Genomic DNA, 12357 nt, shown 5'->3' with positions numbered 1-12357 from the left:
GTTCAAATAGAAATTCCCGGCGGTTAAAAATTCCAACTTTTGTTGGATTTCCGCGACAGCTTATAGGCTGGCCGTGTCTTCCCGAACCGTTAGAATACGGTCGATAAGACCCCATTCCAATGCTTCTTCCGCCGTCATGAAACGGTCGCGATCCATCCCGCGCTCAAAGTCTTCATAGGAGCGTCCGCAATGCTGCGCATAGAGCCGCGTCATGCGCTGCTTGGTCTTGAGGATTTCTTCGGCGTGAATCAGCATGTCCGAAGCCTGCCCTTGGAAGCCACCGGAGGGCTGGTGAATGAGGATACTGGCGTTGGGCAATGCAGCTCTTTCGCCGGCCTCGCCTGCCATCAGCAGGAACGATCCCATTGACCGGGCTGTCCCCATGCAAAGCGTATGAACCGGCGCGCGGATAAAGCGCATGGTGTCATACATGGCGAGGCCGCTGGTCACGGCACCGCCCGGCGAATTGATGTAAAGATTGATCGGCTTCTTTGGATTCTCGGCCTCAAGAAACAGCAACTGCGCGCAGACCAGAGCGGAAACGGTGTCGTTAACCTCGCCGTTGAGGAAAATGATGCGTTCGCGCAGAAGACGGGAGTAAATGTCAAAAGACCTCTCTCCTCTGCTGGATTGTTCTATGACCATGGGGACGAGTTGCATCGCTTCGCGCATCGGCGAACTCCAATCTTCCAGAATTTAACGGGGCTTGCCGCGTCAGGCGGCGAGCATGACGGGCGGACTGTTGCTGTTCGCGGCCGCTTTCGCCATCCGGTCGAGCCTCGCGTCGGTCAGTTCGTGGATAATGCGCAGGCGGGTGCCGCCGGTCGCGTTCGGGACGATCGTGAACGTCACCGAGCTTTCAAGGAAAGGTGGAGCGTTGTCGCGCAGGCTATAACGGACTTCCTCGCCAGGTGTGATAGTGGCCGGTTCGGGATCGGCCAAAGCGTCTTTTGGCAACCAGTTTTCCCGAAATTCGGGGATGCTGATTGCACGCCAGACCTTGTGCGGCGGTTCATCCAGATCGAATTCCAGTTCGATGCCGTCTTTCTGCTCGGTGGCCTTTCCGTCGTTCATTGGTCCATATCCTTCAGCAAGACCTTGAGAGCTTCGATGCGGGCAGGCCAGTAGGCACGATATTTCGCCAACCATTGTGCGATGAGAGCCAGTCCCTCCGGATCGACTTCGTAATTCACGAAACGCCCCTGCCGTTCTTCCCTCACGAGCTTTGCGCTCCGCAAAACCGAGAGATGTTGCGACATTGCCGGCTGACTGATCTCCATGCCCGCGCGCAAGGCGCTGGCGTTCATGCCGCCCGCCGCCAGCTTCTCGAAGATCGCGCGGCGGGTTGGGTCGGCCAAGGCTCGGAAAATGTCATTCTCGATCATGTCGACACATAAGCACGAACTTATGCGATTCGCAAGTCTGCTTCGCGACAGGCTTTTCCGAGGGGACCCGTCAGCCGGAATTGCCGACATCGGCGCCGGCGAGCAGCGAAAGCTGGGCGGCGGTCTTCTGCACCAGCATGATCGTCTGGGTGATATCGGGCGCGGACGGCGCATTGACGAGCGCGATGAACGGGCAGGTGAGGGCGGCGATGCAGCGTCGGTCCGGCCCGAGCACCGGGGCGGAAAGGTTGTAGACGCCCGCCGTCTGGGCGCTTGCCATCATCTCGTAGCCGCGCTCGCGGATCTGCTCGAGGCGGTCGTAGAATTCGGGCCCGAGTTCGATGTCGGCGCGGCTGCGCACATGTTCCGAGATCATCATCTCCCGCTCCTCCTCGCTGCGGAAGGCGAGCAGCACATGCCCCGAACCGGTGTCGAAGAGGCTGATATGGGCGCCGATGCGGATCGAGAACCCCCAATAGTCAGGCGCCTCCTGTTGAGCGATGACAACCGCCGCACCGCGATCGAAGACGGCAAGGTGATTGGCCTGGCGCGTGCGCTGGGCGAGATCGCGCATCAGCGGCGTGGCATAGGAGGCGAGCCGGCGCACCGGCGCGTGCAACTGGGCGAGACCGAAGAGCTTCAGTGTCAGCGAATAGCGATCGCCGTCCAGCCGGGTGACATAACCGCGGCGCACCAGGCGATCGAGCATGCGGTAGAATTCATTGGGGCTGCGGTCGAGCCGCTTGGCGATATCGGCCTGGGTGAGGCCGGTATCGACACCGGCGAGCAGTTCCAGGATATCGAGGCCCTTGTCGAGGGCAGGAGCGCGGTAGCGGTCTGACTCGTCGGTCTCCATTCCTTCCTCCTGTGAATACCATTCTGCATATACGCAGAACTGCAGCCGGAAAAGGAAAACTTCACGCTTGACCCTTGGCCAATCGTCTGTTTGTCTATAAACAGACAAATCATGACTGAAGACGTCGCCCGATATCAGGTGAAACCGCGTGGCCTTCCCGGCACCAGGACTGGGCGGCAAGCCGCCAACAATATCTTGCCGGACGACCGTCGAAGCGCGCAAAATGAGAAAAGGCCCGAGCCTCGCCCCCGAGCCTCATCAAGACAAACCGCATTCCGTCGTCCAGCATAGACACTTCCAGAAAAGGCCCGTGATATGACAAACAGACTTTCCGGCAAGACCGTTCTCATCACCGCCGCCGGCCAGGGCATCGGCCGGGCGACGGCGACAGCCTTTGCCGCGGTCGGCGCCAAGGTCCACGCGACCGACATCAACACCGAGGCGCTGGCGACGCTGGCCGCCGAAACCGGCGTTTCCACCCACAGACTGAACGTGCTCGAAGACGATGCGGTCACGGCCCTCGTCGCCGAGATCGGCGCTGTCGACGTGCTGTTTAACTGCGCCGGCTTCGTTCATGCCGGCTCTATCCTCGAGATGAAGGATTCCGATCTCGAATTCGCCTTCGACCTCAACGTCAAGGCGATGATCCGCACCATCCGGGCCGTGCTGCCGGGCATGATCGAACGCAAGGACGGGTCCATCGTCAACATGGCCTCTGTCGCCTCCAGCATCAAGGGCGTGCCGAACCGCTTCGCTTATGGCGTCACGAAGGCGGCGGTAATCGGGCTCACCAAATCCGTGGCCGCCGATTACGTCGGCCAGGGCATTCGCTGCAACGCCATCTGCCCCGGCACGGTTGAAAGCCCGTCGCTGCAGGACCGCATGCGCGCCCAGGGCGATTACGATGCGGCGCGCGCCGCCTTCATCGCCCGCCAGCCGATGGGCCGGCTGGGCTCGCCGGAGGAGATCGCCGATCTCGCCGTCTATCTCGCCGGCGCGACCTATACGTCGGGCCAGGCGATCGCCATCGACGGCGGCTGGACGATCTGATTGAGAGCAGTTCCAGCAGAAATGCGCAGCGGTTTTCCCAGGCAAAGCGCGAAGCGGTTTTGCCGGGAATTGCGTAAAACAAAGACGTAAAGCGTGAGAAGCGAATCTGAAAGATCGCAACGCGCTTTAGCCGATCACGCGGCCGGCGGCACCGCCGGCCGATCCGGCCGCCGCCATCGGCCCCATACAATTATAATCGGGAGGAACAACCATGACCCGCATCACCGATCTTCGCGTCTTCGATCTTCGCTTTCCCACGTCGCAAAGCCTGGACGGATCCGATGCGATGAACCCCGATCCGGACTATTCGGCCGCCTATGTCATTCTCGATACGGACGCGCCTGATCTTGCCGGCCATGGCCTGACCTTCACCATCGGCCGTGGCAACGACATCTGCTGCATGGCGATCAAGGCGATGCGCCACCTCGTCGTCGGCGCCGATCTTGCCGAGATTCTTGCCCATCCCGGCCGGTTCTGGCGGCATCTGACCAGCGATAGCCAGCTGCGCTGGATCGGCCCGGACAAGGGCGCCATTCATCTGGCGACCGGCGCGGTCGTCAATGCCGTCTGGGATCTGCTGGCCAAACAGGCCGGCAAGCCGGTCTGGCGGCTCGTCGCCGAGATGTCGCCGGAAGAGATCGCCGATATCGTCGATTACCGCTATCTCACCGATGTGCTGACCCGCGACGAAGCGGTCGAGATCCTGAAGCGCGCCGAGGCGGGCAAGGCCGAACGCATCGCCATCCTCGAAAAAGACGGCTATGCCTGCTACACGACTTCGGCCGGCTGGCTCGGCTATGGCGACGAAAAGCTCCGCCGCCTCTGCCAGGAGGCGATCGACGCCGGCTTCGACCATATCAAGATGAAGGTCGGCCGCGACCTGGAAGACGATATCCGCCGCCTCAGGATCGCCCGCGAGGTGATCGGTCCCGATCGTTACCTGATGATCGACGCCAACCAGGTCTGGGATGTCGGCCAGGCGATCGACTGGGTCAAGGCGCTCTCCTTCGCCAAGCCTTTCTTCATCGAGGAACCCACGAGCCCCGATGATGTCGCGGGCCACCGCAAGATCCGCCAGGCGATCAGCCCGGTGAAGGTCGCGACCGGCGAGATGTGCCAGAACCGCATCATGTTCAAGCAGTTCATCGCCGAGGGCGCGATCGACATCGTGCAAATCGATTCCTGCCGCATGGGCGGGCTGAACGAGGTCCTCTCGGTGCTGCTGATCGCCGCCAAGTTCGGTCTGCCGGTCTGGCCGCATGCCGGCGGCGTCGGCCTCTGCGAATATGTGCAGCATCTGTCGATGATCGACTATGTCGCCGTGTCCGGCACCAAGGACGGCCGGGTCATCGAATATGTCGACCATCTGCACGAACACTTCCTCGACCCCTGCCGGATCGAGAACGCCGCGTATATGCCGCCTACCTTGCCGGGCTTCTCTATCGAGATGAAACCGGCCTCGATCAGCAACTATACGTTTCGAGGTTAAGGAAACTTCGCCGCCGCATGTTAAATTCCTGATTTCGACAGTCTTTCTTGTCGATGACGGGCTTCCAATCTGACGGGACTGCTCCAATTCACTTGGAGGCGGCGAAGCTTGCTTTTTGAAGCGCCGAGGAATATTTTCAAACTGTGAATGCGGAGGGGGCCCAGCACCAGCAGGCCAGCAAATTTTATTGAACTCTGGACAATAGATGTTTGCGATCGAGCCATGCCCAAGTTTCACCATGTCAGGAGACTGTGCGCTTATTTGCTGATCGTCGCGGCAATGCTGCTGTCGATCGGCACCGTACATGCCGCCATCACGGAAGAGAGCGGGCGCCGCGTCGCCCTGGTCATCGGCAACTCGGTCTACAAGACGCTGCCTTCGCTTCCCAATCCCGCCAATGATGTCGAAGAGGTCGCCAGCACGCTGCGGGCGGCCGGTTTCGACGTGACGATCGGCGTCAATGTCGACCGCATCGGGCTTGAGGATACGGTGCGCCGTTTCCTGCGTTCGACCAGCAATGCCGAGGCCGGCCTGATCTATTATTCGGGCCATGGCATCCAGGTCGGCGGGCAGAATTTCATCGTGCCGGTCGATGCGACCCTGGAGACGCCCTATGACGTCGAGACGCAGACCATGCCGCTCGACCTGATCCTCAACCATCTCAAGCAGAATTCGCGGGTGCAGCTGATCTTCCTCGACGCCTGCCGCAACAATCCCTTCAACGCCCAGAAATTCTGGATGGCCGAAAAGCTGGAACCGGTCGGCGCCACGCGCGGACTGGCGCGCATCGACAGCGATCTCGGCAGCCTGATCGCCTTCTCCACCGAACCGGGCCAGGTGGCGCTCGATGGCACCGGCGCTCTCAGCCCCTATTCCGAATCCTTCATCAAGCGCGCCAGCGAACCCAACAAGGAAATCCGCCAGGTCCTCACCGATGTGCGCCGCGATGTGATCGCCATGACCGGCGGCAAGCAGGTTCCGTGGGAAAACTCCTCGCTGACCGACAGCTTCTATTTCATTCCGGCGCCACCGCCGCCGAGCGTCGAACCGATGCAGCAGGTGAGCGTGCCGGAGGGAGCCGCCGCCACCAAACTGCCGATCGCCCCGCCGCATGACGAGACCGGCTCGGCGCTGCTCGTCACCCTCAACCAGCTTCCAAAGACCGGCAAACTCAGCTTCGACGGCAAACCCGTGGAGCAGGGCGCGAAGATACCGGCCGCAGCCCTGACGGCGCTGACCTATGATTCATCCGGCGTTGCCGCCGGCACCGTCGGCCTGATCGGCTATACCGTCAGCGACCCCTATGGCCAGGCGACGCAGGGCGTGGTGGCGATCACCGTCTCGGCGGATGCCGGCGCCAAGCTCGCCCAGTTGGAACAGCAAAAACAGGCGCGGCTTGCCGATGCCGATGCCTATTTGAAGACCTTGCCGCGCGACGTCAGCGCAACGATCGGCGTCGGCCCCGTCGAAGCCGGCCTGCCTGCCGTCCCGGCATCGGCCACCGAAATGACCTTCAAGGTCGCGGCCCTGCCCGACAAGGGCACACTGCGCGCCGGAGAGCGGGTGATCGGGCTTGGCCACGTGCTGGAGGCCGCCGATATTCCGGCGCTTTCCTACGAGCCGCAGATCGGCACCGAAAACCAGCCTTTCGCCCTGACGCTACAGGCCGCCAATGACGACCTGGCGCCGGCCACCATCACCTTCAAACCGGCGCTCGACGCCTGCGACACCGCGGCCGCGGCACCCCTCGACCTGCAGGGCGTGACCGCCGGAAAACTGCCGAACGAGATCGACCCCGCCTCCGCACTGCCGGCCTGCACGGAGGCGGTCAAGGCCTATCCCAAGGTGGCGCGTTTCGTCTACCAGCTCGGCCGCGCCCAGCTTGCCAATCGCGATACGAAGACGGCTTTTGCCACGATCACGAAGGCGATGGATGCCGGGCATGTCCGGGCGATCCAACACCTTTCGACCATGTACGACTTTGGTGCCTCGGTGCCGCGTAACGCTGAAAAAGCGGCCAAGATTGTTCAGGCAGGGGCAGAGAAGGGCGATCCTTATGCCCTGCATAGCTTCGGAAGCGACCTGTATTATGGTCGGGGTATCAAGGCTGACCCCCAACGTGGATTGCGCCTCCTGCTTCAATCCGCGGATATGGGTCACACCTACGCGATGAACGCTCTTGGTTATATTTTTCTCAACGGCGTCAACGTTCCAGCTGATCCTGAACGCGGAATCCGCTTCTATGAAGCTGGCGTCGAGCGCAACGATATCTATTCCATGAACAATCTTGCGTTGGTCTACCGTTTCGGAAAAGGCGCACCGCAAGATCTGAGCAAAGCAATCGATCTTTTTACGAAAGCAGCAGAAGGCGGTCAGCCTCACGCACCAACGAACCTCGGACGCATGTACCGTGACGGCATCGGCGTTGCGGCCGATAAAGCCGAAGCGGTGAAATGGCTGCAGATAGGTGCGGAACGTGGCGACTACTGGGGGGCGTTCGACCGGGCCACACTCGCGAAAGACGATGACAGTGATCCCGAGGGTATTCCGACCGCGGCTCGATACTTTGCACTCGCATCCGCCGTCAATTTGCCAGGCAGTGGCGATCCGAAAGACCAGGCTCTAGTTGAGCTCAAAGCCTTGCCGGCAGCTGCCAAGAAGAAGGCCGAAGAAGCCTTCATCGCCGAGTTGACAGATCCGGAGCTAAAGGCAGTTCCAAAGACTAAGACGCTCGATGCGAGGCTCGTTCAGCTGGCAAAGGCGACATGGGTGAAGCGAAATCCGAGGTACGATCTCTTCTAAAAAGGCGATCTGGGGGCGCCCTTTATGACCAACAAGCTGATTATCCGTATTCTCTTGTGCTCAACCTTCATCGCGGGCTCCGGGGCAATCCTGCAAAGCTGCGTCTTTGATCCCGGCGCTCAGACGCTGTTCTCCAGCCGAGAGCCGACGAGCCAACAAACCACCACCAGGAAACAGACCGCGACCATCAGAAAAGTAGCCGCGCCGCGCAATCAAACAACTTTCGGGCGTTCCGGCAATGATTCCAGCTCAAGCAGCTCGGGTAGTTCGTCCGGTTCAAGTGGATCCTCGGGTTCCTCTAGTTCCAGCGGTTCTTCGAGTTCTTCTGGCTCCAGCAGCTCTTCAAGTTCCGGTGGCTCGTCGAGCTCCAGCGGTGGCTCTAGTTCCAGCGGTGGTACTAGTTCTAGTGGAGGTGATTGGTAGCAGATTGAGTTACGACTTTCTGCTTTCGCACAGTACGAGAAATTGGTTGTGAACATGCAATTCACAACAGAAGCCGGAACCCTCGCAGGAGCAGTTGTCGGCATTGCACTCTCGGCCTATCTGCAGCTTGAGCCCGGCAAGGCGATGGCGCTTGCCGTGTTCTGCCTTCTCCTGGCATGGATCGTCGTAGAGGGCACGCCAGCCGCTCGTCGGGCTTGGGCGTCGCGAGAAAGACGGAACGAGGCTTCCGCCATCTTCTGGCGCCGCATCGGAACCAAGCTTGTCGGCCTCGCAGCACTTTTGGGTGTGGTTGTCATCGCCTGTTCGGTCTTTCCGTTTTTCACAGAGTCGGCGGCGGTCCGATGGTTCATCGAGGCCGGCCATACGACCATCCTCATTTCCATCGCGCTGGCTGCTGCCACCATCCTCTACATCGTAGCCACCGATCAGATCGCCGAAGAGCCCGACGATTACCTCCATCAGGTCGGGCGCGCGGTGCTGATGCAGGATTTTCGTGAGGAGGACGTGCTGTTCGCATTGCGCCTGCTCGCAATCAAATGCTTCTTTCTCGTGCTGATGTTCTCGGGCGGCATGGCCGCTCTTACCGATCTCGCCGACAAGCCGGCCTGGGCGTTTCCGGTACTCTCGGCGGCCTGGTTCGAAGGTCTCATGCGGCTTGTCTTTCTTCTCGACGTCGTGCTTGCCGCCGGTGGTTATATTGCCACCTTCAAGCTTTTCGGCTGGCATGTCAGGGCGACGGAGACGACGGCGCTCGGCTGGCTGGTCTGCCTCATCTGTTATGAGCCGTTCTTCCCGGCGATTTCACATACTTTCGTGCCCTATGGCGACGGGCCGGGCTGGGAGACGGTGATCCAGGAGGGGTCGGCCATCTTCATCCTCTGGAGCGTCGCGACGCTGGCCTGCACCGTGATCTACGTTTGGGCGACTGTCGCTTTCGGGCCGCGATTTTCCAACCTCACCCATCGCGGCATCATCACCTCAGGTCCCTATCGTTTCATCAAACACCCAGCCTACGTCTCGAAGAACATCTCCTGGTGGCTTTTTGCATTTCCCAGCTTCATTGCCAGCGGCCTTGCGGAAGGACTTGCCCGGGCCGGCATGCTGGCGATCGTCAGCCTTATCTACGTCATGCGCGCCCGCGCTGAAGAGCGCATGCTGAGCCGGGATCCCGCCTATCGGGACTATGCCGAGAGCGTTGCCGCGCATGGCCTTCTGGCGATGGCGAAGCGCCGATTGGCGTCAAAGCCGGCAGCCTGACGCTGCCTTTCATTCAACCATCCAGCCCCCTGAAACGCACCGGCTGGTAGCCGCGCATCAACAGGCTGCCGAGCGAATAGGTGTTGCGGCAGACGCGGCCTTTGCAGGCGTTCGGCGAGGCCTCCATCACCTCGACCTTGCGGTCGTCGGTGAAGCGCATGAACAAGAGCACATGCGAACCCGGCTTGTTCAGCGCGTCGCCCGGCCGTAGCGACCAGGGGTCGGGGAGGCGCTTGGTGATGCCGGGGATGGCGCGCGTCGTCACATGCATCTTCAGGCCCCAGGCGTCGCTGACGAAGCCGGAGCAGTCGACGCCGAGGATGTTGGATTGCGGCGCGCTCTTGGTGCAGACATTGCCGGCGGTCTGGCCCTTTTCCACCCCGCCGATGAAATTCTCGAGCGGCGTCTTGCAGCCCCAGCAATAGGGAACACCCTTGACCGTTTGGCCGCGCTTGCCGATCAGGTAGGTCGGGCGGCGCAGCCGGTTCATGTTGATGCAGCCCGGACCCGGATCCTTGCCATAGGCCGTCGGCGTCACCAGCCAGTTCAGCGTCTCGAAGCCGATGGCCCGCTCGATGACGTCGCTGCGCGATTTCGGCACGATCGCCACCTTCGGCGTCTTGCCGGGTTTGCCGGCATTCGGCTGCTTGGCGGGGCTGGCGACGGCAAGCTTGCGGCCGGGCTCCCTGCCGTCGAGCCGCAGCACCTGCGCCCGGCTCTCCAGCGATCTTAAATAGAGCACGTCGCCACGCGGGCCGATCGCCACGAAACGCCTGGAGAAGACCGTGCCCGGTTCGATCGGCAGGTCGTAGACCCGGTCGATTGCCCCGTTCGGCGTGAACCGCACCACCAGCATGCCGGTGCGTTCGGGCCGGTCGGCCGGCACCAGCTCGACCAGCGCATAGGGCCTGCCTGTTGTGTCGATGTCGAGCAGTTCGACGGTGCCGATCCGCCCTTCGGAGGTCAGCTGCAGCGACAGGAAATTCTCCTCCGAGCTGCTGCGCCGCAGCAGGATCTCCGCCTTGTCGTTGGCAGCCGAGACTTCGGCGACGATATCGCCGAGCCCGCGGCTCGGCACATATTGCTTGACCGGCGGGCGGACCTCGGGCCGGCTCACGCTGCGGCCGATCTCGTCGATGATGCTGTTCAGCGGCCCGGGCGATACCGAGCCCATCGAGGCGAAGACCGAGCGGGTGTAGTCGTCGGCATCGCCGCCGCCGTCGACGGCGCGCAGCGTCTGCGACCGACCGTCGGCATCGGTGGCGCGCTCGAGCGGCACGACGCCATCGGACCAGAGGTAGAGTTCGTTGTGGACGACGGCGAGATCCTCCGGCGTGGCATTCTCCGGCAGCGGCAGGATCTCCGGATCGGCCTGCGAACGTTCGGCGTCGACGGCGAGCACGCGGCCGTTGTTCTGGTCGAGAATGTAGATGGTGCCGTCGTCACCGACGGTGATCGCCGCAGGCCCGGATGCCTCCACTTCCTCGTTGGACGAGATGATGCCGACCGAACGCGCGCCGTCGCCGCTGCGAAGCTCTATGATTGTCGTGTCTTTGGCAAAACCTGGCGAGGCGACTGCAAGTGCCGCGGCAAACAGAATATGCGACCCCAAACCACGCATTGCCTCGACCCTCGAAAAGACTGCCAAGTCATTCAAAATGGTAAGATAGATGCGCCCCATCAGCAAGCTGTTGCTTTCCAAACGATTTGGAGATCTGCGCCTGGAATAGTACAAGATCATCGTCTCGAAGATTTGCTGGCAGGAAATGCTTATGCTGGAATGGAACGGTGACGAACTGGCGCTCGACATCAGCCTGCTGGAGCAGGTTCGCGCCGCACGGATAGGTTTTTCCGATCGCGTCTGCGCGGCGTCTGCCAGCAAGGACGACAAGCATCTGGCGCAACTGCGCTCCGAGCCGACCTATCTGATGGCCGAGTTCCTCTATTCGATGAAGGTTTTCGGCATCAACACGGCCGAGGATATCGAACGCTTCGCCGATCTGCACAATGACTACGTGGTTTCGCTGACCCGCGATCCGGCCAAGCTGCAGCGCCTGGGGCTGTCGCAGGATCGGGCGCTCGCCTCGATGTTCACCGCCGACACCAAGCCGCGGCTGATCCAGAACTGGGCGGAAAAATCAGGCGCGATCGACCAGTCCAATCTCGCCCGCTTCCTGGTCGCGGTGATGTCGAGCGAGACCTGCCGCAAGACGCTGATCGATTTCGAGACGGCGGGCTTCATGCAGCGCAAGCGCTCGCCCTACGGCACCATGGTCGTCTGGTCGACGGGGATGATCGAGGAGATCTTCGGCGAGATGCTGCGCGACCTGCGCCTCAGTCTGCAGCAATTGAAGATCCTCTAATGCATGTCGCCCGGAAGTGTGCAGCGGTTCCGGGGCAACGACATGCATAAAACAAAGAGCGAAAGCGCCTCTGCCAGTCGATTTCAACCCTCCCAATCGATTGGCGCCAAGCGCCGTTGCCATCCTCCCAGCCTCTCCCTATTGTCGGGGCGCTTGTCGCGTAATGGCGCCCATAAGACGGATGTGACGACGATGACGAAATCCTGGCTCATAACCCTGTCGATCGGCCTGCTGCTGGCGCTGCAAATGCCTGAGCTTAGTCAGGCCGGCCCGGTCGAGGATGCGCTGGCGGCGCGCAACCCCGCGCTGGCAGCGTTGCGCCAGCAGGACGAAAAGGCCTTTGCTGCGGCGACCGCCATCATCGCCGAACATGAGCGCGCCGAGGGGCTGGCGCCCGGCGAAGGCAAGCTGCCCGATGCGACCTCGCCCGGCCGCGACATGGGCTCCGGCCCCGGCAAGGAATTCGCGATCGACAATCCGGATATTCTCTGGCTCTACAATTCCTCGCCCGAGGGAATGAGCGACCTGATCTCGATTTTGAAATCAGCCGGGCAGAAACCCAAGAACTAACCGCATCCCAGCCATCCGAACGGACTATAATAGCCGCCGGATATTGCCGAGCATGAGTCTTGCTTACCTCTTTGCCTTGAGGGATTCTTTCGGGCTCCAAATAATTTGTAACCCTCCCTCAAGCAAGACGGGTGAAACCAT

Annotated in this window: 12 protein-coding genes; 6 read left to right on the top strand and 6 right to left on the bottom strand. The window is 61.4% G+C overall.

Features of this window, described 5'->3' with window-relative positions; genetic code table 11:
- Positions 1-60: 60 nt before the first annotated feature.
- The 4 genes from EEQ99_RS00390 to EEQ99_RS00375 form a co-directional block, all read right to left on the bottom strand.
- On the bottom strand, positions 61-672 hold the full coding sequence (locus EEQ99_RS00390; protein ID WP_127429854.1) for an ATP-dependent Clp protease proteolytic subunit: 612 nt from the start codon (positions 670-672) through the stop codon (positions 61-63).
- 42 nt (positions 673-714) lie between these two features.
- Positions 715-1074, bottom strand: a complete 360-nt coding sequence (locus tag EEQ99_RS00385; protein ID WP_063475714.1) for an SRPBCC family protein — start codon at positions 1072-1074, stop codon at positions 715-717.
- Positions 1071-1385: an ArsR/SmtB family transcription factor gene (locus tag EEQ99_RS00380; protein ID WP_028759067.1), complete on the bottom strand. Its 315-nt coding sequence runs from the start codon at positions 1383-1385 to the stop codon at positions 1071-1073. Before EEQ99_RS00380 ends, EEQ99_RS00385 begins: the two co-directional genes overlap by 4 nt.
- Positions 1386-1455: 70 nt before the next feature.
- Positions 1456-2241 (bottom strand): IclR family transcriptional regulator, encoded by a 786-nt coding sequence (locus EEQ99_RS00375; protein WP_097596041.1) that lies wholly within the window; start codon positions 2239-2241, stop codon positions 1456-1458.
- Between the two features lie 315 nt (positions 2242-2556).
- On the opposite strand from EEQ99_RS00375, the gene EEQ99_RS00370 reads away from it, so the two are divergent.
- The 3 genes from EEQ99_RS00370 (at position 2557) to EEQ99_RS00360 (ending at position 7582) form a co-directional block, all read left to right on the top strand.
- The gene (locus EEQ99_RS00370) at positions 2557-3291 is read left to right on the top strand and encodes an SDR family oxidoreductase (RefSeq protein ID WP_047611919.1); all 735 of its coding nucleotides are present in this window, start codon (positions 2557-2559) and stop codon (positions 3289-3291) included.
- A gap of 211 nt (positions 3292-3502) precedes the next feature.
- Positions 3503-4780, top strand: a complete 1278-nt coding sequence (locus EEQ99_RS00365; RefSeq protein WP_097542613.1) for an L-fuconate dehydratase — start codon at positions 3503-3505, stop codon at positions 4778-4780.
- A gap of 222 nt (positions 4781-5002) precedes the next feature.
- Entirely contained in the window at positions 5003-7582 is a 2580-nt protein-coding gene (locus tag EEQ99_RS00360) for a caspase family protein (RefSeq protein ID WP_097596039.1), read from the top strand.
- 212 nt (positions 7583-7794) lie between these two features.
- Here the strand turns inward: EEQ99_RS00360 and EEQ99_RS34370 are convergent, their stop codons facing one another.
- Complete coding sequence (locus EEQ99_RS34370; RefSeq protein ID WP_164735879.1) at positions 7795-8061, bottom strand: hypothetical protein; 267 nt, start codon at positions 8059-8061, stop codon at positions 7795-7797.
- On the opposite strand from EEQ99_RS34370, the gene EEQ99_RS00345 reads away from it, so the two are divergent.
- Complete coding sequence (locus EEQ99_RS00345) at positions 8060-9283, top strand: methyltransferase family protein (RefSeq protein ID WP_127429853.1); 1224 nt, start codon at positions 8060-8062, stop codon at positions 9281-9283. The two genes, EEQ99_RS34370 and EEQ99_RS00345, sit on opposite strands and share 2 nt — an antisense overlap.
- A gap of 13 nt (positions 9284-9296) precedes the next feature.
- Here the strand turns inward: EEQ99_RS00345 and EEQ99_RS00340 are convergent, their stop codons facing one another.
- On the bottom strand, positions 9297-10904 hold the full coding sequence (locus tag EEQ99_RS00340) for an NHL repeat-containing protein (protein ID WP_127429852.1): 1608 nt from the start codon (positions 10902-10904) through the stop codon (positions 9297-9299).
- 151 nt (positions 10905-11055) lie between these two features.
- On the opposite strand from EEQ99_RS00340, the gene EEQ99_RS00335 reads away from it, so the two are divergent.
- A complete protein-coding gene (locus EEQ99_RS00335) occupies positions 11056-11646 on the top strand; it encodes a hypothetical protein (RefSeq protein WP_047613358.1) in 591 nt (196 codons plus the stop codon).
- A 192-nt stretch (positions 11647-11838) separates the two neighbouring features.
- Positions 11839-12216, top strand: a complete 378-nt coding sequence (locus EEQ99_RS00330; RefSeq protein WP_097630168.1) for a hypothetical protein — start codon at positions 11839-11841, stop codon at positions 12214-12216.
- Positions 12217-12357: the final 141 nt, after the last annotated feature.

It is taken from the genome of Rhizobium anhuiense, assembly GCF_003985145.1.
Classification (GTDB): Bacteria; Pseudomonadota; Alphaproteobacteria; order Rhizobiales; family Rhizobiaceae; genus Rhizobium; species Rhizobium anhuiense.
This window is presented reverse-complemented; position numbering and strand designations above follow the sequence as displayed.

Excerpts from the sequence above, each read along its gene's own strand:
- EEQ99_RS00335 (WP_047613358.1), top strand. The coding sequence starts at position 11,056 with ATGCTGGAATGGAACGGTGACGAACTGGCGCTCGACATCAGCCTGCTG.
- EEQ99_RS00360 (WP_097596039.1), top strand. The coding sequence starts at position 5,003 with ATGCCCAAGTTTCACCATGTCAGGAGACTGTGCGCTTATTTGCTGATC.
- EEQ99_RS00385 (WP_063475714.1), bottom strand. The coding sequence starts at position 1,074 with ATGAACGACGGAAAGGCCACCGAGCAGAAAGACGGCATCGAACTGGAA.
- EEQ99_RS34370 (WP_164735879.1), bottom strand. The coding sequence starts at position 8,061 with ATGTTCACAACCAATTTCTCGTACTGTGCGAAAGCAGAAAGTCGTAAC.
- EEQ99_RS00365 (WP_097542613.1), top strand. The coding sequence starts at position 3,503 with ATGACCCGCATCACCGATCTTCGCGTCTTCGATCTTCGCTTTCCCACG.
- EEQ99_RS00380 (WP_028759067.1), bottom strand. The coding sequence starts at position 1,385 with ATGATCGAGAATGACATTTTCCGAGCCTTGGCCGACCCAACCCGCCGC.
- EEQ99_RS00390 (WP_127429854.1), bottom strand. The coding sequence starts at position 672 with ATGCGCGAAGCGATGCAACTCGTCCCCATGGTCATAGAACAATCCAGC.
- EEQ99_RS00340 (WP_127429852.1), bottom strand. The coding sequence starts at position 10,904 with ATGCGTGGTTTGGGGTCGCATATTCTGTTTGCCGCGGCACTTGCAGTC.
- EEQ99_RS00375 (WP_097596041.1), bottom strand. The coding sequence starts at position 2,241 with ATGGAGACCGACGAGTCAGACCGCTACCGCGCTCCTGCCCTCGACAAG.
- EEQ99_RS00345 (WP_127429853.1), top strand. The coding sequence starts at position 8,060 with ATGCAATTCACAACAGAAGCCGGAACCCTCGCAGGAGCAGTTGTCGGC.
- EEQ99_RS00330 (WP_097630168.1), top strand. The coding sequence starts at position 11,839 with ATGACGAAATCCTGGCTCATAACCCTGTCGATCGGCCTGCTGCTGGCG.
- EEQ99_RS00370 (WP_047611919.1), top strand. The coding sequence starts at position 2,557 with ATGACAAACAGACTTTCCGGCAAGACCGTTCTCATCACCGCCGCCGGC.